This is a genomic window from Streptococcus sp. D2, assembly GCF_006385825.1.
Taxonomy (GTDB): Bacteria; Bacillota; Bacilli; order Lactobacillales; family Streptococcaceae; genus Streptococcus; species Streptococcus shenyangsis.
Window position 1 is genome coordinate 96868 of the sequence record NZ_VFSI01000005.1, and the last position, 22271, is coordinate 119138.

A 22271-nucleotide genomic window follows, 5' to 3' on the forward strand; every position below is an offset into this window, starting at 1 on the left:
AATATTTATACTATAATCATAAACATTACACAACAAAGGAGATTGTTATGAAAAAATTCATTCATGCTTGGAATAAGGCAAGCCTGATCAAACGTATTTTGATTGGCATGCTTGTCGGAGGAATCCTTGGACTGACATTTCCTACTGTTTCAGGAATTGGTCTACTCGGAGATCTCTTTGTTGGTGGCCTCAAAGCCATCGCACCTATTCTAGTCTTTGCCCTCGTTGCCAATGCCCTTTCCCAACATCACAAGGGACAAGATAGCAATATGAAAACTGTTATCTTCCTTTATTTAGTGGGAACCTTTGCAGCAGCACTTGTTGCTGTCCTAGCAAGTTTCATTGTCCCTGTTGAGATTACCTTGAATAGTACCAATACAGAAATCGCACCACCAGATGGGATTGGACAGGTCCTCAGCAACCTCTTGCTCAAACTGGTTGACAATCCAGTCAATGCCCTCGTTACTGCTAACTACATCGGTATCCTATCTTGGGCAGTTGTTTTCGGGATTGCTATGAGAGAGGCAAGTAAAAACAGTAAAGAATTACTGAAAACCATGGCTGATGTGACTTCTAAGATTGTCGAATGGACCATTAACCTAGCTCCATTTGGAATCCTTGGCCTTGTCTTTAAAACTATCTCTGATAAGGGAATCGGAAGTCTAGCTAACTATGGAATCTTGCTTGCCCTCTTGGTGACAACCATGTTCTTTGTAGCCCTAGTAGTCAATCCATTGATTGCCTTTCTCTTTATGAAGAGAAATCCTTATCCCCTCGTTTGGAAATGTTTGCGTGTCAGCGGTGTAACAGCCTTCTTCACTCGTAGTTCTGCGGCTAATATCCCTGTCAACATGAAACTCTGCCATGACCTTGGACTCAACCCAGATACCTATTCCGTTTCTATCCCACTTGGATCTACTATCAACATGGCAGGAGCAGCGATTACTATTAACGTTTTGACCCTTGCTGCAGTAAATACTTTGGGAATCCCTGTTGACTTTGCGACAGCCTTTGTCCTTAGTGTAGTAGCAGCTATCTCAGCCTGTGGAGCTTCTGGTATTGCCGGTGGTTCCCTCCTTCTTATCCCAGTTGCTTGTAGCCTTTTCGGTATTTCTAACGATATTGCCATGCAAGTTGTTGGGGTTGGGTTTGTGATTGGTGTCATCCAAGACTCATGTGAAACAGCCTTCAACTCTTCTACAGACGTCCTCTTTACTGCCGTTGCCGAATACGCAACAGCCCGTAAAAAATAACTCATAAAGGCAAGCCTGCTCAGGTCTTGTCTTTTACGCTTTTATTCTAACTTACTAGGAAATCCATATGTCTATTAGCCAACGTACGACCAAGCTCATCTTAGCTACCTGTCTTGCCTGCCTTCTTGCTTATTTTCTCAATCTTTCTTCAGCAGTTTCAGCTGGAATTATCGCTCTATTGAGCCTATCTGATACGCGTAGAAGTACTTTAAAACTGGCTCGCAATCGACTTTTTTCTATGCTTCTAGCTCTGTCTATTGGGGTTTTGGCCTTTCACTTGAGAGGATTTCATATCTGGAGCCTTGGCCTCTATCTTGCTCTATACGTTCCTCTAGCCTACAAGATGGGCTGGGAAATTGGTATCACACCAAGTAGTGTTTTGGTGAGCCATCTCTTGGTACAAGAGTCAACCTCTCCAGACCTTCTAGTCAATGAATTCCTTCTCTTTGCTATCGGTACAGGATTTGCCCTACTGGTCAATCTCTACATGCCTTCACGAGAAGAGGAAATCCAGTACTACCACACGCTGGTGGAAGAAAAGTTAAAAAATATTCTCCTACGCTTCAAATATTATTTATCCAGAGGGGATGGACGCAACCGAGCACAGCTGGTGGAAGAATTAGACACTCTTTTGGAAAAAGCCCTCAGACTGGTCTATTTGGATCACTCAGACCACCTCTTTCACCAGACTGATTACCATATTCACTACTTTGAGATGAGACAGCGGCAAAGTCGCATCCTGCGAAACATGGCCCAGCAAATCAACACCTGTCACCTAGCTGCCAGTGAGAGCCTGATTTTGGCCCAACTCTTTTCAAAAATTGCCGGTCAACTGAGCCAGACCAATCCTGCTTCTGATTTGCTAGATGAAATTGAACGCTATCTAGAAGTCTTTCGCAACCGCAGTCTCCCCAAAACAAGAGAAGAATTTGAAACCCGCGCCACCCTTCTTCAACTCCTACGCGAAGCCAAAACCTTTATCCAAGTAAAAGTCGACTTTTACCAAAAATATGGACAGTAATACTCTTCGAAAATCTCTTCAAACTACGTCAGCTTCCATCTGCAACCTCAAAACAGTATTTTGAGCTGACTTCGTCAGTCTTATCTACAACCTCAAAACTGTGTTTTGAGCAGCCTGCGGCTAGCTTCCTAGTTTGCTCTTTGAGTTTCATTGAGTATAAAAAAGAAAACTTCAGACCAATCACAAAAGGTGAATATCTGAAGTTTTCTTTTATTTATAAGTTATCACCATAAAGGTTAATAGTAAAACGAATAAGGCCAAACTCACTAATAAGGTGAGCACCTTTACCAAGGTGTTGCTCTGCCAGTAGCTTGGTTTACCAATATTACTAGTGGCATCCATGGAAAATAGTTGATTTTGACGGGGTTGTATGGTTACCAGTACAATCAAAGCAAGAGAGAGGACAATAGCTAAAACAATCAGTATGTCAATCATAGCCCTACCTCAAAATTCCCAGCAAAGTAAAGAGTAAACCAATCAGAATCATTAAACCCAAGATGAGTGAAAAAGTTTTACTAATCTTTTCCCCTCGAGTTTCTTTTTCCTTCTTGATCGGTTTTTGTTTCAACTCTTCCATGCGACCTTCAACGTCTTTGTAAAATAAATCTTCATCTGACATGTTAGCCTCCTAAAACGGTTTGCATGATTTCCTGATATCGCACCAAATCAACATAATTTGCATGTTGACCTTGTTTTCCAAGTGCCTGACGCATTTGATCAACATCTGAAAGAGCTAGTTTAATGGTCTCAACCAAAGCAGAAACTTCACTACTTTCAAATAGATAATCTGGAGCGATATAAAGTCTATTGTGCACTGTCTGATTAAATCCAAGGATCAAGAGATTGTGCTCAAATGCCTGACGCACTGCCTGTAGCAACTCATTACTGTGGTTTATATCCAAGTAAATATCCGACAATTGATAGAGCTCCTGAATCTTCTGTGGACTAGCGTTCTGGTAAAGGACCACATTAGGATAACGAAGCATGTCTAATAACTTAGAAGACATCTCTGTCACCGCTGCGATACGGAAAGTGACATCAGGCAGGGCTTCTACGATTGCTTCTACTTGCTCAATCTGATCTGAATTAGTCAAGATTAAGGCATCTCTTCGAAGGAAATTATCTCGTTTGAACTGATAATGGTAACCCAAATGCACAAACTGAGCATGGTATTTCTCGTCAGTCAACTCTAAAGCACGTTCATAAGTCGCCTTGTTTGGAATGATGATTTTCTTAGTACGCACATCATCACTCTCTAAAATCAACTGCATATTGCCTGGAATAGAATCATAGAGAGGTTCCTGCCAAACCAAAACATCTGAACCAGATTTATCTGGATGATGGAAGGAAACCAAGAAAGGAGTCGCTAGAGTATTAAAGATAAGCTGACTGGTATCTATTTCCAAATCTTGCAAAAAGAAGGTGATAAATTCAACCTTATTGGCAAAGTAACGCATGGACTGACCTGGTAAGGTCAATAAGATATCACCCGTCACATGGTTTTCCAGCAAGACTTCCTGACCATTGACATCTTGGTAAACCGTCATAATCGGCTCACTATCAGCGCTATAGGTCGTTGTAGCAAAGCAAGCTCCAAAGCGGTTATAATGATCAACCTGGCGTACTCGGCCTTCTAGGTCTTTCCAGTCTACCTGTTTAACCAAGCGAGCCTGCATTCCATCAGCATAATGAATGACAGCCCTCTCCTGTGTCATATCTTCAATACGAGCAGACTGATTATTTCCTGAAATTTCCCAAAAAGCTGGAACAGGAACTTGGTTAAAATAAAGAGGTTTTCCCTTTTCATATCCTAGATAATAAGTAAAAGGAGAGACCAGACCATCAGGCAGAAAACCATCTGCATCGATGACTACTCCAAGTTGAGAAAGACCAGTAGCTACTAGGCTTTCATGTAAATCTCGACTTTCCTGACTATAACGATCATAAAGTTCAATCATGGAGCACCTCCTCTACTGTTTTTTTCCAGTTTTCTAAAATTTCTTTGGTTAAGAAACCTTCTGCAATTTGATAAGAATGGGCACGCATACCCTCTAGACGATTTTCTTGATACAATTGACAAATCTTAGCTGCGTAAGCTTGCTTGATTTGGTCTTCTACATGGTCAGATGAACTTGGAATCAAATAACCATTTTGCCCATCTTCTATAAAGGTCTGATTCCCATAAGGCACATCAAAACCGATTAGGGGTAGACCTGAACCAATAGCTTCCATCAAGGTCAAACCAAAGCCCTCGCTGGTTGAAGCAGTCAAGTAGACTTCATACTGACTATAAATATGCGAAAGTTCCGCATGTCCCTTGAGTTGGATATAATCCTCAGCCTGATGAGTTGCAATAATGTCTCGAAGCAGAGAATCCTCTCCACCGCTACCATAAATATCGAAGGTTAATTCAGGAATTTCCTTACGAGCTTCAATGACCGCCTTGACCAACCAGTCAATGTGTTTTTCTTTGGCAAGACGTGAAGCTGTAATCAATGAAAATGGCTTACGTCCTTGACTTGACTCCGTCAGAGAGTCAATACTGCCTACAGGAATGGTAACAATCTTTGGTTGATGCTGGGTGTACTTGGCAAATTGCTCTTGCAACACTTCATTCTGTCTATCAGTTGACACGATAAAGAAATCAACCTTATCTGCATTTGTAAACTGATAGTCATAATAGTTGTTCCAAAGGATATAATCCTCATTTGTAGCATTTTCACTATAATGCTCAGCATGAACAACTACCGCTAGATGCGCTGCTTGCGCTTCCTCAAACACAACCTGTCCAATACCTGTCTCCCTATCGAGAATGACCAAATCAGACTTGTTCAAATTCAAAGATTTCATAAAAGCACGCATGAAAGCTTGCTTTCCATAGAAAATCTTATCCTTAAAACGGTAAACTTCTTCCTTCCCTTGATTCATCAAGATATCATAGGCTGTAGTCCCGTCTTCATTGTAAAAAGTTCGTTGGTATAGGACTGCAACATTGTCCTTGGGAGCAAAATACTCGCTACAATAACGCGTATAAGAAAAGTAATCCTTCCGAATCAAGTTCCCCTTAAATACATACTCCACATGTTGGACCAAGTCCTTGTTCTCATCAACCAAATAACAGGTGACAAACTTATCTTGGTCAGAAAAGAAGACACGCAAAACCTTGCCATTCTTTTCTCTACGACTTTCAACACCGTCAACAGTAGCCAAGACATCAGCCACTGTTACACTAGTTGGTGCAATCTTGATATCTGTAAAGTGATTATAAAGCCAGATCACTTGATCATCATCAAAACCAATATTGGCTGTTAAGTGCTGAATATTATCGGCTAAAATCATATCTGTAAAGATAAACTTAGAGGACAGATTTAATTTCCGAAAAACACCAGCACGATAGGCTTGGGCGTATTCAACACCGCTACTAGCCCAGCCAATTCCTAAATTTATATTGTAAATTGTCATATTTTCCTCTTTTTATGGGAAATGAGTCATAATCTCACCCTTAGGAGTGACTTCAACCAAGCCCATCAGGAGATTACGCACCATATCCGCACGGATTTGTTCTTTCATAGCTTCAAAGCCCGCGTAGGCTTCTTGATAATACTCTACGATTGGATTTTTCTGACTAGCAGACTGGTCACCGATAGCCATCGATAACTGTTGGAGATAGTCTACCTGCTCTACCCAGTTGTCATCAATAGCCTTGAGCATAGAAAGTCGTAAATACTGTTCATACAGACCATGTTGATCAAGCAATTCTTTCTTTTCAGAAAGTTCTTTATCAATCACCTGTTTCATAAAGTTACGAACTGCAGTTTTGTCAGTCACATTTACATAGTCTGGAACTTCTTTAATATGAAAACTAATATTGGTCACAATGAAGTGGAAGAGTAGCTCTCGGCTTTCATAGTCTGAAGAAGTCACTTGATCTATGTAGCTAGCAATGATTTCATCAACAACATCTTCTAAGTCACGAGAACCATCTATTAGACGATTACGCTCCTTATAAATCATATCCCGTTGAATATTCATACTCTCCGCATATTCTAGAGTCTGACGACGTGCCGAACGTCCAGCACTATCACTGGCATGCTGAGCTCTTTCAACTAATTTCCGATATTTGCGTCCCTTAAGAACCTCTGGTTGTGTCATATCTTTGACTTGGTAGTCTTTATACTTTTTATGCACCCAAGATGGGCCAAATTTCTTGATAACATCGTCCTCTAAAGATACAAAGAACTTACTCATCCCAGGATCTCCCTGACGACCAGAACGTCCACGAATTTGCAGGTCGATCCGCTGACTTTCCATCCGCTCCGTTCCAATGACAACCAAACCCCCAAGTTCTGCGACCCCTTTACCAAGCTTGATATCCGTCCCACGTCCTGCCATAGAGGTAGCCACTGTCACAGCCCCCATCTGACCTGACTCGGAGATGATTTGAGCCTCACGCGCCGCATTGTTAGCATTTAAAACATTATGGGCAATTCCCTCTCGAAGCAAGAGTGACGAATAAAGCTGAGACATTTCAACTGAGCCTACAAAAACGAGTAAGGGATTCCCCTTAGCATGGTATTCCTTGATGTACTCCAAAGAAGCATACACTTTTTCAGGTAAAGTGACGTATAGATTATCTGGATAGTCAATCCGTTGTCTAGGACGATTGGTTGGAATGCGCACTACAGACATATTGTAGGTTTCAATAAACTCTTTTTCTGCAACCTTACCTGTCCCTGTCATTCCAGATATCTTATTGAACATCTTAAAAAGACTCTGATAGGTGATAGAAGCCATAGCCCTTGTTTCTGGAGATAATTTGACATGTTCCTTTGCCTCAATGGCCTGATGAAGACCTCCTTGAAGTTTAGTTTGTTCCAACAAACGACCTGTTCCCTTATCTACCAGTACCATTTCGTTCCCACGAATGACATAGTCCTTGTCTTTGGTAAAGAGTTTATGGGCTCGAATCGCATACACTAAATGACGAGCAAAGACCGCATGTTCTTCCTTATAAAAATGATCTATTCCTAAGAAACTTTCAGCAGCCTTAGCCCCCTTGGTAGTGAGCCAGATTTCATCCTTCTCCTCTTTAAAGATATAGTCCTCCCCTTCTACCAAAGTCGTTACCAGCGTGTCAATAATACCGTAGTGATTAGACTGAACACGCGGGGCTCCGGCAATGATCAGAGGTGTCTGAGAACTGTCCAATAGAATATCATCAATCTCGTCAATAATGACGTAATCAAATGGTCGTAAAAATTTTCCTTCCTCATTTGAGGCTAGATTATCATTTAAATAATCAAAACCTAAATTACTATTAGTTGTATAAATGATATCTGATGCATAAATTCTTTTTTTCTCTTCTGACGTCAATTCCTCTTTAGGATCATCTGTAAAAGGTACCCCAATTGTCAATCCTAAGAAACGGTAAACTTGTCCCATCTCTTCAGCATCGCGTTTAGCTAGATAGTCATTGGTGGTAATCAGCATGGTTCCTTTTCCTGTCAGGGCATTGAGATAAACAGGCATAGTAGCTGTCAAGGTTTTTCCCTCACCTGTATTCATCTCAGCGACATTTCCCTGATGGATAACAATTCCTCCCATGACTTGGACATCATAGGGAAACATGCACAATACACGTTTATCCGCTTCACGAACAACTGCAAACGCTTCTACCAATAGGTCGTCAAGAGTTTCACCCTCAGCAAGACGTTGACGAAACTCCACTGTTTTTGCCGCTAGTTCTTGGTCTGATAAAGACTTCATCGTTCCTTTAAGGGCATTAATCTTCTTTAAAATTCTTTTGACTTTACGAAGTTGGAAATCTTGATATAAACCTTTAAACACGATTCATCTCCTTAATAGAAAAAGAATAGAAATCCAAGGACTCAAAACCAGCACTTAGAAGGGAAACTTGGTAGGTATAGGTATCATCAGGATAAGTAAAATCAAAGACTTTCATTTTTTCAATTTTCTCTTCAATCACATCTCCGTATCTATCAAAAAAGGCAATCTTTGTATAAACTCCATTTGTAGGTTGGCATTCAAAATTCATGCATAATTGATAATCGTGATTTCTTTTTAACAAAGGGAGGCTAGGCTGAGTACGAGCAGCCTGGTAATTGACATTAGAAAACCATGTTTTTAAGATTTCTCCTGATGTCACTAAGGGATTATATAGACTAATATGTTTGTCTTCATAATAGGTTACCTTACTACCATACATAAATGTCCCCCCTACTTCGCCCCACTTAATGTCTGTTCTCTGATTGATAATCATTTGTCCAACCTTCCAAAATCTGATTTCAAAATCATACGGTAAAAATGTAGAAACCAAGCAACATTGGTATCTGTATCATCATTATGTCGTCCATCTGTACCTTTAGACAAAATCTTAGCCCCTGTATGGCAAAGATGTTCTACTAACTGATCGTAGGCTTTGCTGTCCATATCTTCATCCTTCATATAGGACAAACCAAAAATTGTCTGGGTGAAATCAGCCTTTTTAAAAGCATTCCAAAAAGTTTGATCCAGATCTTCCATATGCTGGGGACTAACTCCGCCCGTCTGATGTCTCAGTACATCAAATCCTGTATTAAATACTCCTGGTGCCTCTAAACGCCCTCGTCTTGCAATAGTCCCAATGTTAGCTAGTGGCTTCCCGACAATAACTGCACGCGGTTCAAAAGTGGCTCCATAGTAGAGCGATGGAAAAGTTCCCATTGATAAGCCTGATAAAATTAAATCTTTAGATGTCAAACCAAGATAATCCAAATAATATTGAATGGTTTCCTTAATCTTATTCTCTAATCCTTCACTACCTAAGTAAAAGGCTCCACCCACAAGACGAGGATCCGAAAATAGAAGAAATGGACATCCTAAATTTTTCATCATAAAATATCCTTCAAATCCCTCAGCTGGACGAAAACCTGAAAAGTAAACAGCTAAAGGTGGCTTAAAATCACCTGGATGGAAAAAGTAATTAATTTCATCTCGATTTTCGTCATGTAATATGTTACCACCAAGGACAAATTTCCCAAACTGTTTTCGGCTCCAACGTTGGTGAAGATTCCCTAACTGGAGTTTGCCTTCACCACGTCCTTCAATCGATATATATATCAAATAATTAGCCTCTTTACTATCCATAATTATAGCTTTTTCTAAATCAGCTTCTAAATAAACTTCCTCTTCAAAAAATTCATCCACTGAACCATTCCATATCTTGCGAATCACCAACCTAAACTCAAAATTTCCTTGTTTTTTGTACTCTAACCATAGTTCTATGGGTAAGTTTTTATCGACCATAAAATTATAGGACCAGTAAGCTAGTTGTTGGAAATCCTCTCCAAAATTCCCTTCTAGAGTCACGTGTTCAAATCCTTGATAAGAAATAGAACCTTTAAAGGAGGGATGAATTTGGATACCAGATGGAAATAGTTTATCACCGTAACCTCCACCAAAGAGAGAAGTGGACAAATCATTGACTAATTGCTGAGGATCTGAGAAGTCTATAGCCTGAGCACACCTCTGCTTTAACAAATCAAAAATAACCGAATCGGACGTCTTAAACTCTTGATCATAAAAAAGAGTGTAAGGCTCAATATGATGAATAAAAGGCAGTAAATCAGATAAATACTGTCCATCCTCTATTAAGATAGCATGAAAACTGGTTATCCCTTCCATTTCCATCATTTTACGAAGGGCTAGCGGTGAGTTGGGACAGAAGTAATACCAATCCATGTTTTCAGGAATTTCATAATGATGAGCCCAATTATCAATCCCTATCTGTAGGATCTTATAATCCTTTGACATCTGTAACCTCCTCAATCCAGTGATGCAACTTATCTAAGAATCGTTGTCCAGTATGCTCCTTGATTTTATCAATAGAGTATACTAATGCTTGGTTCCATTCTTTCAGTTTATCTGTATAGTAATGTGCCGCCTTGGAAAATTCGGTCACATCTGAAATCAAATAACCATTTTTCAAATGTTCCACATAGACGGTTTCGACCTGATTAATCTGAGGAATCCCTGCACTAATACCCGCTATTTGGGTATAGAGGTGGGGTTGTTTATTGAGATCCACAATCAAACGAACAAACTCTAGTGTCTTAATCAAATCCAACTCGTCATTCATATTGACAAATTGAAAACGTAATTCCTGCTCTTGATTTTCTTCTAAAGGATTTTCTGCCTCACCGTAATCTATTCCTTTTTTTAAACTATCAGTATGGATTTGTTCCTGAATGATTTCATTGACAAGTGATTCTACCTCTTCCATTTGTTGCTGACTAGCAGAAAAGGCACCAAAAATAACTTCTGTATTTTTTGTTTCAGCAATGAATGATAAGACCTGAAATAAGGCTTGTCTATCAATTCCTTCAGAAAAATCTAATTGATAATAAATAATCGATTCTTTTCTAGTCTGACTTCTTCCCAGTCGTAAACGCGTATCAAAAGGAGAAAGATGATAAAATTTATCCGATAGAGTAGGATATAGTTCCTGCAAGAGTTGTAAACTATCTTCTCTATCTACTAAGACTATATCTGCCTGATCAAATGATAGAGCTAAGTCTTTAAAACTAGCTTGAGCATTCCTATTAATGAAAAGACTCAATATTTTAGCAGTTTCACTTGGTAGGCAACTGAAGATAAATTGGTCATGATAGGGATGAGAAGGGATAATGAAAATATCCTGTTTTTTTTGTTTCTTTTGAATATATTTATCAAAAAACTCTGCAACCAATTGACTCATATCAGCGTAGTGAAGATGTTTAAATTGATAGCCAAATATTGGATTTACCTCTACTCGGCCTCCCTCGTTTAAATACTCTCTAAATCTCCAAATCCCCTTAGGATTCAAATAGTCCTGATAGGTAGGCTGTCCATCTTCGAAATAAATAACACTTGATACAAAACCACGGTCATCCATAATATAGTGCTGACTTATCTGGCCATTCTTATCAAAGTATTGGATATCACTGATAAATCCTTCTACTCCATGCTCCACCTTTGCATACTTTTTACCATTTTTTTGAACCACTATCGCAAAAGGACTATAAAGAAATTGACAATCACTATCCCACTCTATATCTCTTATATTGAGAACCTGAGTGTGGGGGTCTTGCAAGTCTTGCATGTCATCAAAGATAGAATAGACTTCTGTCTCTAATACACCATGTCTATGTAAAAAGTAACGCAAATGTGGCTGATAGGCTAATACTAGTAGTCGAGACGGTATCCCTTGTCTTTGAAAAAGCCTAATTTGATTGAATGTATCATCAAATTCAAGCTTAAAGTGAGAATAATACCATGGAGTCAAATCAGCGTGCCATTGGCGGTTTGAACCATACCAAGCTGGTATAAAATAATACATAAAAACCTCCTAAATCAAGGGTTTATAAGTTTCATTTAATCTCAGAGCTTTCATTTCATCTTTAATTGTAAAAATCATACCTCCGAACATCATAAATAAACCTGGAATCATAGCAATCCTCAATAAATTTTCATCAGATAAAACAAATAACATTGGAGTACCTGCCATCAAAACATTAAAGATTCCTCCTATGATCGAAAAGCGCAACACTAATCGATTAATAAAATGACTTGTTTCCTCTCCTGGGTAAACTCCATAGATATACTCTCCAGATTTCTTCATCCGATCTGAGATTTGGTCTCCACTCATATTGACAAAAGCAAAGGCAATACTAAATAAAAAAATCATGGCAATATATGAATAAATCCATAATGGTTTTCCGACTCCATATTGAGCCGATAGTTCAGAGAAAACTGATGACTTCGGAAAAAGAGTCTGTAACAATAAAAAGATATAGGTAGGTAAACTTAAAAAACTCATTACATACATAAAAGGCATACCACCAGCTGGATTTAACATTATTTCCAAATAAGAATAGCGCTTAAATCGACTACGTAAACCAATCTTATGAACTGGTATACGATAACGCGCTCTATACATAAGTACCATCATATAAATTAATACAATACTACTCAATACAATAAGTAACATTACACCCATAGAAATTCGAACAAGCTGAAATGTATTTATAATATCTTGTGGAATATTTAAAATAATACTAGCTAGTAAAATAACTACAGAACCACCTACTCCAAGTTGAGCATTTAAATCTGATAACCATATGAGAAAGAAGGAGCCAGCTATTAATAACAGAGTATTCATTATGATCACTAATAAGGAGGAATAAAGATGTTGTATCGGTAAATTCAATGAGAGCGCTAAAGATTGAATCAAAGCAATGACTAGTGTTAAATACATCTTTCTTCTATCTTGAACTTCTACTGCCCCTGAAGAAATATTCAATTTCTTAGAAAAAGAGAGTAGTTGCCATAGAATCATTGACGACATCCATGGTGATAATCCTATAGAAAACAGAGACAAACTTCTCAGATTCCCTCCTAGTAGTGCTGTTGAAAACGCCAAATATGCCGTTGAACCACCTAGAAAGTCTCTACTGTTCAAATCAACAAAAGGAAGAGTAAGTCGGCTTCCCAATACATAGATAAACAGCAAAAATAAAGTTATCAATCCCTTTTTTACTGCTATTGATGAATAAATTTTTTTCACGAAATACTCCTTATTAAATCTTAGTTTGAATTTCACTATAGTTAAAATTTGTACTTGACTTAAGACTAGTTTTCCAAACTCTTTATAGCTTTAACCATTTCGTCAGGTCTATCTACAGAGAAAATACCACTGTAAATACTATCATCTAAGAATTTCCTAGTATTATCAAAAGTAAATATTTTTATCTCTTTATCCCTGGTCCTAGACAAGACATCCAAAACCTCTGCTCCATGATTAATATCTAAATAGACCGTCGCATCATCTAAAAGCCAATCAATCCTATTATGAATGATACTCTGATAAAGTTTCACATTTTCATAAACTGAAAGATGAGTTAAAGCAGGAGCACAATATACTGGAGCTCCGATATTAAAATGCCAATCTGGTAAAGACTTTATTAAATATTCTAAATGCTCTACTTCTAAAACCCATGTTGCAATAAAAGCATTCTTCTTAGATTGGTTACTACGTTCAAAATAATTAAGATTTGCTTTTTCTGATATCATTTCAGACCAATCTAAATCTCTATATACCCACCACAGTTCTCGAAGACGCGATATACTATAAGTCTTCCAAGGTTTATCAGGATCTGCAAAATGCGTAATTACCGGCCACTTTTTATTTAAATTTTCTATTTTCCCTGACATATGTAGAAAATCCAAACCAGTTAATTGATTAAACTTGTAATCTAAATGTAACCATCTAGTCTCAAAATAAATATTTAAGATACTTTGGTCTGCCATTTGAACTTGATCTTGCTTTTCTTCTGTCAATACCAATAACTCATGCGTAATATTTTGATCTCTCCACATATCATTATTGATTAATAATACTCCAGCATGAAACCATTAATAGAAAGTTCCTATCCATATTTGTCCTGTACTGCTGCTATAGAATAGCCATTAAAATCTAATTCAAATAAGGGACTTAAATCACCACTCACAATCAAGATATAAAGCTCTACCTTCTTCAATAATGTTAGGGATTAAAAATCTATAAAATGTAGCATAGTTTATAGAATTTGCCGTTTTAAAATCTTTAAAGTCACTAGAATCCAAACGAATATTTTTAATACTGGAATCAAAATATTTTAATTTAGGAACTAATAACTTAAACCATTCTGGTGCTATATCACTATTTAAAATATAAAAATCAACTTCTGTATTATGACAAAGAATCGACTTAATTGTTGTCTCTAACTAAACTAAATAAGCATTATCCGCTGCTAAGACAATTAATTTTCTTATGACTTTCCTTCCATAAAATTCTTAATCATTTCTACCATATCATCAGGTCTATCATGATGGCAAATCCCAACATATCTTTCCTCAGGTATACCAGAGAAATATGTGTTATCAAATGTTAACATTGGTTTTTGATGTTTTTTTACATACTCATAAACTATGTCCATTTTTCCGTCATGATTAATATCTAAATATAAGTCTGATTTCTCAACTATTTTCTCTACTAAAAGAGGCAATATATTTGGATATAAAGTCACATTATGAAAACGAGAAAGAGAAAGCAGCTCACCTGACATATTTGTAAATGCCGCAAGATGAAAATGGACATTGGGCAATTTCTGAATAAGATAGTCAATTTTTTCAACATTCCAAGAATTAGTTAAATTGACACAGTGAAATTTTGGTAGATATTCTTCAACAGTGTAACAAAGACCTTGTTCACTCCAATGTTTAACAACTTCAGACCACTCGAGTAAGTTATAATGCCACCAAACTTCCCTTAATCTACCTACAGAAAATTGATTCCAAGGTTTATCCTGAGATAAGAAATGTAAAATTGTCGGTAATGGATTTAATGAAATCTGAAAAATAAATTCATGATTATGTGCTGCAGCACCATAGTCAAATCCTATTTGAAAATTGTAATTCCAATCTAAATCTTTGTAACAATCATGAAAGAGCATATTTAAAATGGACTGATCTCCTTCTGCCACATTTTCATGTTCTTTTTCTGTTAATTCAATCAATTTTTGTCGAACATTTTCAGATTTCCATTTTTTATTATTGATTAAAAGAACACCAGCGTTAAAGCCAATTCCTACTCCAAAACAAGAACGTGCTGCTGCCAGATAATTTTCACCTAAATCTAGTTCAAACAAATCGGTCAAATCACCAGTTACAATCAAATCACTATCTAGATAGAGAGCTTTATCTTCTGTTACAAAATCTGGTATAAAATAGCGTGCAAAGGTCATATGATTGATATGAGGCAATTTATTTGACCAGTTCATTTGAAATTGGGGACCAATTAACTTACAATCAATCAAGTCGCTTCCTATTTCTTGTAATTTTGGTCGTAAGAAACGAAACCACTCTTGAGGAATGTCTTGATTGAAAATATAAACTTTCAAACCACTATTGTGATAACACAAAGATTTTAAGGCAGTCTCAATCTGTCTAATATATCCATAGTCTCCTGCAAAAACTACAGCTTTTTTATCTTCTAACATTTTATCTCCTTTAAGTTTAAGGTAATTCATTACGATAAGACAGTGAGCACTTGACTATTATATGCCTCATCTTCTATAAATTCAATATCTTGATCAAAATTATGTTCCGCAGTATGCTTGTGATGCAATTTAACCTTTGTATCAGCTCCCATTTTCATCCATTCATACTCTGAATCAATATGACCAATATCTAGAACCCGATACCCCTTCTTAAAAAGATTATAGGATAAAATTTTAGCTGTAGGACCAAGCATACATAAAATAAGGCGATTTTCAGCATACTGTAATACAGCTTCTTGAATCTCTTCTATACGCGCATAAGCATTATGGGAGGGACAGATAATCCGCTTAATTGAATTTGCTCCATCAAATAAATCATTACCTACACCTGAACGAGAAGTTACTCCTTCTACAATCAGAATGTCCTTATCCTTCCAAATTTGTTTTAATTTTTCAAATTGACTAAATGATTGAGATTTATCCACATAATCAATGTAGGGTCTAGATACAAATGTAGTCCCATACCAATCTGCTCTAGCTAATTCTACATAATCTTTTAAATGATGTTCTAAATGTCCCTTCCAGAAGGCTTCCGCTGCTGGTGTAAAATTAGAACGATCAGCAAATACATTTGGTAAGCCGATAACTAATTTTTCATCACTTTGAAGAGAAATAATCTCTTTCAACTGACTTGCAAGATTCTCATCATATACTTGATAAGGAATAGATTTCCCTAACATTAAATCCATCTCTCCATCTCCAAAACGGATAATAGAAGATTGGTTTTCTATTATATAATCTAGAGTTTGATCAATACCCTTAACTATAATCGCTGGTGTTCTTGCTTGAAATGTTCCAGAAATAAGATTTTCAATGTCTTCCACCATACGTTCAGGTGATTTTGAAGAATATATCTGTTGTCCAAAGAAGCCATGTTGGGTACTATCAAAAGAGAAAATGATTTTATTCATTTCATGAGCTGACTTCACAATATCATGTGTTGAATGACCACAGCTAATATCTAAATACAATCCCATTCTTACTTTTAATTGTTCTAATTTTTCTATAGTTATAGCTGGATGTAAACGAATATTTCGATAGTTATTTTGTAGTTCATATAACTTAGGCCCCATATCTGTCCAGGCTGCGACATCAAAAATAACATGTGGAAGATATTGAGCTAAATAGTCTAATTGTTCAATGTCTTGTGTATCTGTAAATATTAAGCAATGAAATGTCCCCTGATTATAATCTTTTAAAAACCGAGAATGGCTAGCATAGTCTTTGATAGCTTCTATTATTAAATTGATATCTTCTTTGTCAAATACCATTTGGTTATACATTCCATGCTGTGTATTGGAAAAGCTTAGGATAGGAATCCCAAGTTTATCAACATCTTTCAAGATACTTTCAACTTCCAATCCCTGATGGATATCCAAATATAGATTTGTTGATTGTTTCAGCTTATCTAGTACAGGTGGAACAATCTGTGGATGCAATCTCACATTATCATATACAGCTAATTTTGTTAGCTTATCACCCATATCCGTCCAAGCCGCAATATGAAATACCACATCTGGTAGAGCTGTAACCAGCTCCTCTATTCCTTCTAAATCTTGGGAATTAGTTAAAGTTAAACACGAAAATTCTCTATCTAGACGAGGTAGAAGTTCAAACTCTCCTATATGGTGTTGTAAAATCTGACTCCATTCCAAATCATGGAATTCCCACCATAAATCACGATAACGATTGGCTATCAAGGTAGTCCAAGGCTTTCTGTAGGTCGTAAAATGAATCACCACTGGTTTGTCATTAAAAGCTAGATGTTCCTGCCAATTATTATACAAAGCAACACCATCATATCCTACTTGTAAATTATAAGCTCGACCTAGCTCCAACCAATCATCTTGCAAGACTTGATTGAAAATCGTTTGATCTCCATTAAAATGTTCAAAACGACCTTCTTCAACTTCCTTTGTTGTTAGGATAGACTGTTCAATTAGTCGTTCTTTTAGTTTCTCTTGACGCCATTTTTCATTATTGATTAGTAGAACACCAGTATTAAAAACTTGACCATTTGCATCTCTAATCGCTGCGAGATAACGTTCTTCTATATTCTGCTCAAATAGATTGTCTAATTTATCATTGATAATTAAATCACAATCCAAATACAAAACCGTATCTTCTTGTATATAATCTGGGATAAAATATCTAGCATAAGCAATCGAACTAATGTGAGCTTGTTTTTTCCAATTCTGAAATACAGTCTGTTCAGGTAGTTTAACATCGATAATCTCACTACCTAACATGCGAGCTATTTTGCGTGGCTTGCGAAACCAATCTGGCATAATATCTTGATTTAAAATATAAATCTTAACATCTGAATTGTGGTATAGAATAGATTTTATAGTTGTTTCTAACTGCGTGGTGTAATTACGATCACCAGCTAATACAATTGTTTTAATCATCTTGTTCTCTTAATCAATTCCTAAGTGATAGATTGCATCTACCAATAACTTTTTAGTGAAATAACCTTCTTTTAGCAGATAGCTAAATGTCTTGATACGATTCGTCATTTCTTGATATTCTTGTAGATTCATTTTATCAACTATCTCATGAACTTCTTCTAGGCTATCTGCCACAAAGCCCAAGCCTTGGTCTACTATAAATTTAGCAGTTGATAAGCTACTCGGTACAATGACTGGGATACCAGCGGTTAGATAAGTACTAACCTTATGAGATATATTCAGAGTATAATATTGGTTACTTTCTCCATCATTTTGGTGAGTTCCCCAGACAAGACCAAAGCCACCCTTTGATAATTCTAGCAATAGTTCCTCGTCTTTTTTCCATCCTTCAATGCTGAGATTTCTGGCATTGGAACTAGCTTCTCCTTTATTTGAAAATACTCTCAAAGGCGTATCTTGAGACCAATTTTGTAAGTCTGGAAAACGTTCTAAACTTCCAGCAAAAAAGAGTTCTTTTTTAAAAGATGGGGTGTATAAGGATAAATCATGAGGATGATCCCACATACCTTGAACGAGAATCTTCTTAGTTGTCAATCCTTCTTCAATCAGACGTTCTTTCATCCTCTCTGATGGGACGATTATAACATCTGATAGATTATACATATACATGTATTCATTCATGAGATAATAGTTACTATCAAACATGAGGGGGACAACATCATGGATAAAGCAAATAATTTTCACTTGCATATCCTTCAGTTTATCAAACAAGACTCGATCAAACTCAAAGCCATTCCAAGTAGGAGACTGAAAGACTAAGACATCACCAATAGAAATACTGGCCATAATCCCATCTAGACGCTTATTCATTTCAGAAGGGCTATCTGAAGCAATGTTATAAAAATAGATACCAACCTCTCTAAAACCCAGTTGACTGGCTATCTTTTGCACGGCATTTTGTGCTAGAATAACCGTACTATCACTAGCCATGCCGTATAAGTTTGTTAAATGTAGTTTCATATTGTATTATCTCATCTTTTATTAGTATCTACGGAAGTAAAGACAATTTTTCCATCATTCTTCTATAAATCTCTGTGAACTGCATATTTTGTTCTTCTTCAAAACTATCTAATTGATTTCTGTCAATCAAAATATGGTTTATTAAATCATAACCCAAACTAACTAGAATAGACCACCTTTGAAACTCTTAGAAGTATCTTCCATGTCCAGTAAGTATCAATTCTTTAACTACCTGTATTTTAGTATCCGGCAACATTTAAGACTTCTTTAATCGCATCTACCATTTTTTCCGGTCTCTTAGATTCACAGATAAAACTTGCTTTTTCTACATTATGACAAGTATTATCAAATGAAAGAATAGGTTTTCCAATTTGATATACCTCTTCAATAATATTAGCAATTTCATTTTCATGATTAATATCTAAATAGAAATCAATCTTTTCTAAAATCTTTTTGAAATTCATCGGATTGAATGAAGGTAGTATTCGTACATTTAAATATCGTTGTAAATCAACAATTTCAGATGCAAATCCTGTATGAGCCAGAATTGAAAAGTGAACCTGCGGTAATTCTCTAATCAAGTATTCCAGATGCTCTATATTGCAAGTATTTGTAAAGATAGCTGTATGATAGAGTGGTGCTTCTATGAGTGAGTTTAAGCCCTTCTTAAAGTCGGCCTTTCTCATCACAATATCAGACCATTCCAAAGAATAATAGAACCACCACTCTTCTCTAAAGCGATTTAAATTCACTTGATACCATGGTTTGTCTCCTGTAAAATGAATAATCTTTGCTGAATCTTCTAATTTCAACGAATCGATATACCAGCTATCAATTTGATAATTTTTTGCAACTGTATCCATTCCAACCATGAAATTATATGAAGAACCTAAAGCATACCAACGATTTTCAAATAATCTATTTAAAATTCCTTGATCTCCAAAAGAACTATCATGAAATTCATTTGTTAATTCAATAAGTTTGTCTGTTACTCCTTCTGTTCTCCATAATTCAACATTGATTAACATTACTCCAGCATTAAACGTGCTTGGAACCAACTCATCTTGAACAGCTTTTATAGGAATATCCGTCATGTCAGTCAAAAATAATTCTTCAATATCTCCTCTTACTATAATATCTGAATCTAAATAGAGAGCCTTTTCCTCTTTTACAAATTGAGGAATAAAATAACGAAAGAATGTTGCATAGCTTAAATGGGGCAATGGAAGATGATAAGCTCTTAAACTATTACCACTTATTTTCACATTAACGATTTCAGATAATAAAGGTTCCAGTCGTTTAGACATTAATTGAAACCATTCTGATGAAATATCATCATTAAAGACATAAAATTTCAAATTACGATTGTGAGCACAAATTGATTTAATTGTTGTTTCTACCTTATCTTGATAGCCATTATCTGCACCTAAAACAATAACTTTCTTTGTCATTTATCCATCCTCTTAATCTATATACTTTCTAATTTCCTGAACCATTTTATCTGGATCGGTAGGAGAAAATACTTGAGCTCCCTCGTTGCAATGATTTGTATTTGAAAAAGAAAACACTGGTTTCCTCATATTCATTACTACATTTGTAATATCATCAATCTCATCATGATAGTTTATATCTAAATAAAAATCTAATTTTTTCATTACTTTATCATAAGAAAAACGATTGTACTGTTGATAAACTGTTACATTAGGATATCTCATTAAATCAATAATATTAGAGGCAACCCAAGTATGAGCTAATATAGAAAAATGAACATCTGGTAAATTTTCTATTAAATATTCTACTTGCTCCAGCTCACAACTATTTGTAAAAATAGCTGTGTATGCCTTAGGAATAACTGTCAAATCTTGATATGTCTGAAATACCCTTTCTTTACGTAACAAAATATCCGAACAATCTAGCCCCTGATAGAACCACCAAATATCTCTATAACGATTTTGACTCATATGCAACCAAGGTTTCTCTCCTGTATAGTGGATGATATAAGGCAAAACATCGTCAGGAAGGGCTGAATTGTACCACGATGATAGTGCTTCTGGAGTTGCCTCAACAGCGATATGAATTAAACTATCTAAACCAACCATAAAATTGTATTTACGATCCAATTTTTTCCAGTTTTCCCCAAATACCATATTGAGAATACCTTGATCCCCAAAAACTTCTTGATGATGTTTATTTGTTAGCTCAATTAGTTTTGCAGAAAGATTTTCTTGTCTCCATTTACTAACGTTAATCAACATCATTCCTGAATTAAAGCGATTTTCATACCCTTTTACAAAATAGTCCCGAACACCAGCAATCCAATAGTCTCCTAATTCTTCCTGAAATAGTTCATCCAACGAATGAGTCACTACTATATCCGAATTAAGATATAAGGCTTCTTCTTCCACTACAAAATCTGCTATAAAATATTTAAAAAATGTAGCGTAGGATAAATAAGCACTTGGAAGATGATAGCCCTCTAATTGATGATTCGAAATCTTGACATTGACAATTTCTGAATCAATTACTTTTAATCGTCTATTCATAACTTGAAACCATTCGCTCGGAAGATTATCATTAAAAATATAAAATTTTAAGTTTCTATTATGCGTACATACCGACTTAATTGTAGTCTCTAGCTTATTTAAATAACCATTATCTGCTCCAAGAACGATTGCTTTTTTCACTTTATTTCTCCTCATAGATTATCCCTGTTAATAAAAAGTCTAATTCCTCTAGCCTCTTAGTTTCAATACTGTTTTCTAGTCCTTTTTCATTTGCAATTCGATGCCAATAGTCTAGATAAAAATGATGTTGTTAAACGTACTGACTTATATCGTAATCTTTTTATGCTACCATCGTAATCCTTTCCAATCTCAAATCATGATTATCTCTAATCATTTTTTCTGAAAAACCATTATTTGAAATGCTAATCTTTCGAATACGATATATAAGTTATTTTTTTACTTGCATAAATAACTTATAATTTGTACCTATATCTTCTTTAATCCTTCCTGCTGGAAATGTTATTTGATCAAATAGTTCACGTTTTGACAATATACACCATGAAGTTTGCAACGTTGAGTCTCCCCCTTCAAATTTAGGTAGCTGTTCGACTACTTTTCTCCCACTATAAACATTCTCATACTCATCTCCATATTCATAAGCTCTTTCCTCATCATAAGCACCATAATAAACTGTTGAAACATCTACATTATACTTTATCATCAGTTCATATAAAGTTTCTAAGTAAGAAGAATCTACAAAAGTAAGATATGTCACTATCGAACGTTCAATTCCAATATTTCTCGCTGAAGATAATCCACCATTTTCTTTTTTCAAAATAACGGAAACGAGTATCCTTAGCAAGATATTCTCTACAGATATATGCTGAATTGTCTGGGGAGGCATCATTGATTAATAAAACCTCAAACTT

Annotated in this window: 17 protein-coding genes and 2 pseudogenes; 2 read left to right on the top strand and 17 right to left on the bottom strand. The window is 36.0% G+C overall.

Annotated elements, in window-relative coordinates; genetic code table 11:
- Positions 1 to 47: 47 nt before the first annotated feature.
- Positions 48 to 1253: a serine/threonine transporter SstT gene (gene sstT / locus FJR73_RS04435; protein ID WP_140833559.1), complete on the top strand. Its 1206-nt coding sequence runs from the start codon at positions 48 to 50 to the stop codon at positions 1251 to 1253.
- 67 nt (positions 1254 to 1320) lie between these two features.
- A complete protein-coding gene (locus FJR73_RS04440; protein ID WP_140833561.1) occupies positions 1321 to 2274 on the top strand; it encodes an aromatic acid exporter family protein in 954 nt (317 codons plus the stop codon).
- A gap of 210 nt (positions 2275 to 2484) precedes the next feature.
- On the opposite strand, the gene FJR73_RS04450 is transcribed toward FJR73_RS04440, so the two are convergent.
- The 17 genes and pseudogenes from FJR73_RS04450 to FJR73_RS10515 form a co-directional block, all read right to left on the bottom strand.
- Complete coding sequence (locus tag FJR73_RS04450; protein ID WP_000565445.1) at positions 2485 to 2709, bottom strand: accessory secretory protein Asp5; 225 nt, start codon at positions 2707 to 2709, stop codon at positions 2485 to 2487.
- Positions 2710 to 2713: 4 nt separating this feature from the next.
- Positions 2714 to 2893, bottom strand: coding sequence for an accessory secretory system protein Asp4 (gene asp4 / locus FJR73_RS04455; protein ID WP_001278707.1), 180 nt, complete (start codon positions 2891 to 2893; stop codon positions 2714 to 2716).
- 1 nt (position 2894) lies between these two features.
- On the bottom strand, positions 2895 to 4232 hold the full coding sequence (gene gtfB / locus FJR73_RS04460) for an accessory Sec system glycosylation chaperone GtfB (RefSeq protein ID WP_140833563.1): 1338 nt from the start codon (positions 4230 to 4232) through the stop codon (positions 2895 to 2897).
- Complete coding sequence (gtfA, locus tag FJR73_RS04465; protein WP_140833564.1) at positions 4225 to 5736, bottom strand: accessory Sec system glycosyltransferase GtfA; 1512 nt, start codon at positions 5734 to 5736, stop codon at positions 4225 to 4227. Before gtfA ends, gtfB begins: the two co-directional genes overlap by 8 nt.
- A 12-nt stretch (positions 5737 to 5748) precedes the next feature.
- Positions 5749 to 8121 (bottom strand): accessory Sec system translocase SecA2, encoded by a 2373-nt coding sequence (gene secA2, locus FJR73_RS04470; protein ID WP_140833566.1) that lies wholly within the window; start codon positions 8119 to 8121, stop codon positions 5749 to 5751.
- Positions 8114 to 8554, bottom strand: a complete 441-nt coding sequence (asp3, locus tag FJR73_RS04475) for an accessory Sec system protein Asp3 (RefSeq protein WP_140833568.1) — start codon at positions 8552 to 8554, stop codon at positions 8114 to 8116. Before asp3 ends, secA2 begins: the two co-directional genes overlap by 8 nt.
- Positions 8551 to 10086: an accessory Sec system protein Asp2 gene (gene asp2, locus FJR73_RS04480; protein ID WP_140833570.1), complete on the bottom strand. Its 1536-nt coding sequence runs from the start codon at positions 10084 to 10086 to the stop codon at positions 8551 to 8553. Before asp2 ends, asp3 begins: the two co-directional genes overlap by 4 nt.
- Positions 10070 to 11650, bottom strand: coding sequence for an accessory Sec system protein Asp1 (gene asp1, locus FJR73_RS04485; RefSeq protein ID WP_140833572.1), 1581 nt, complete (start codon positions 11648 to 11650; stop codon positions 10070 to 10072). The genes asp2 and asp1 overlap by 17 nt, the downstream gene beginning before the upstream one ends.
- A gap of 9 nt (positions 11651 to 11659) precedes the next feature.
- A complete protein-coding gene (gene secY2 / locus FJR73_RS04490; protein WP_020900722.1) occupies positions 11660 to 12877 on the bottom strand; it encodes an accessory Sec system protein translocase subunit SecY2 in 1218 nt (405 codons plus the stop codon).
- Positions 12878 to 12942: 65 nt separating this feature from the next.
- Positions 12943 to 14064, bottom strand: a pseudogene (locus FJR73_RS04495) (glycosyltransferase).
- Positions 14065 to 14120: 56 nt separating this feature from the next.
- Positions 14121 to 15350 (bottom strand): glycosyltransferase, encoded by a 1230-nt coding sequence (locus tag FJR73_RS04500; RefSeq protein ID WP_140833574.1) that lies wholly within the window; start codon positions 15348 to 15350, stop codon positions 14121 to 14123.
- 29 nt (positions 15351 to 15379) lie between these two features.
- Positions 15380 to 17818 (bottom strand): SP_1767 family glycosyltransferase, encoded by a 2439-nt coding sequence (locus FJR73_RS04505; protein ID WP_140833576.1) that lies wholly within the window; start codon positions 17816 to 17818, stop codon positions 15380 to 15382.
- A 9-nt stretch (positions 17819 to 17827) separates the two neighbouring features.
- On the bottom strand, positions 17828 to 18838 hold the full coding sequence (locus FJR73_RS04510; protein ID WP_140833577.1) for a sugar transferase: 1011 nt from the start codon (positions 18836 to 18838) through the stop codon (positions 17828 to 17830).
- A gap of 239 nt (positions 18839 to 19077) precedes the next feature.
- Complete coding sequence (locus FJR73_RS04520) at positions 19078 to 20289, bottom strand: glycosyltransferase family 8 protein (protein WP_140833578.1); 1212 nt, start codon at positions 20287 to 20289, stop codon at positions 19078 to 19080.
- A 12-nt stretch (positions 20290 to 20301) separates the two neighbouring features.
- Positions 20302 to 21522, bottom strand: a complete 1221-nt coding sequence (locus FJR73_RS04525; protein WP_140833580.1) for a glycosyltransferase family 8 protein — start codon at positions 21520 to 21522, stop codon at positions 20302 to 20304.
- Between the two features lie 268 nt (positions 21523 to 21790).
- A complete protein-coding gene (locus FJR73_RS10350; protein ID WP_258190673.1) occupies positions 21791 to 22177 on the bottom strand; it encodes a glycosyltransferase in 387 nt (128 codons plus the stop codon).
- Positions 22128 to 22256, bottom strand: a pseudogene (locus FJR73_RS10515) (glycosyltransferase family 2 protein); the annotation flags it as partial. The gene FJR73_RS10350 and the pseudogene FJR73_RS10515, both read right to left, overlap by 50 nt.
- Positions 22257 to 22271 lie beyond the last annotated feature (15 nt).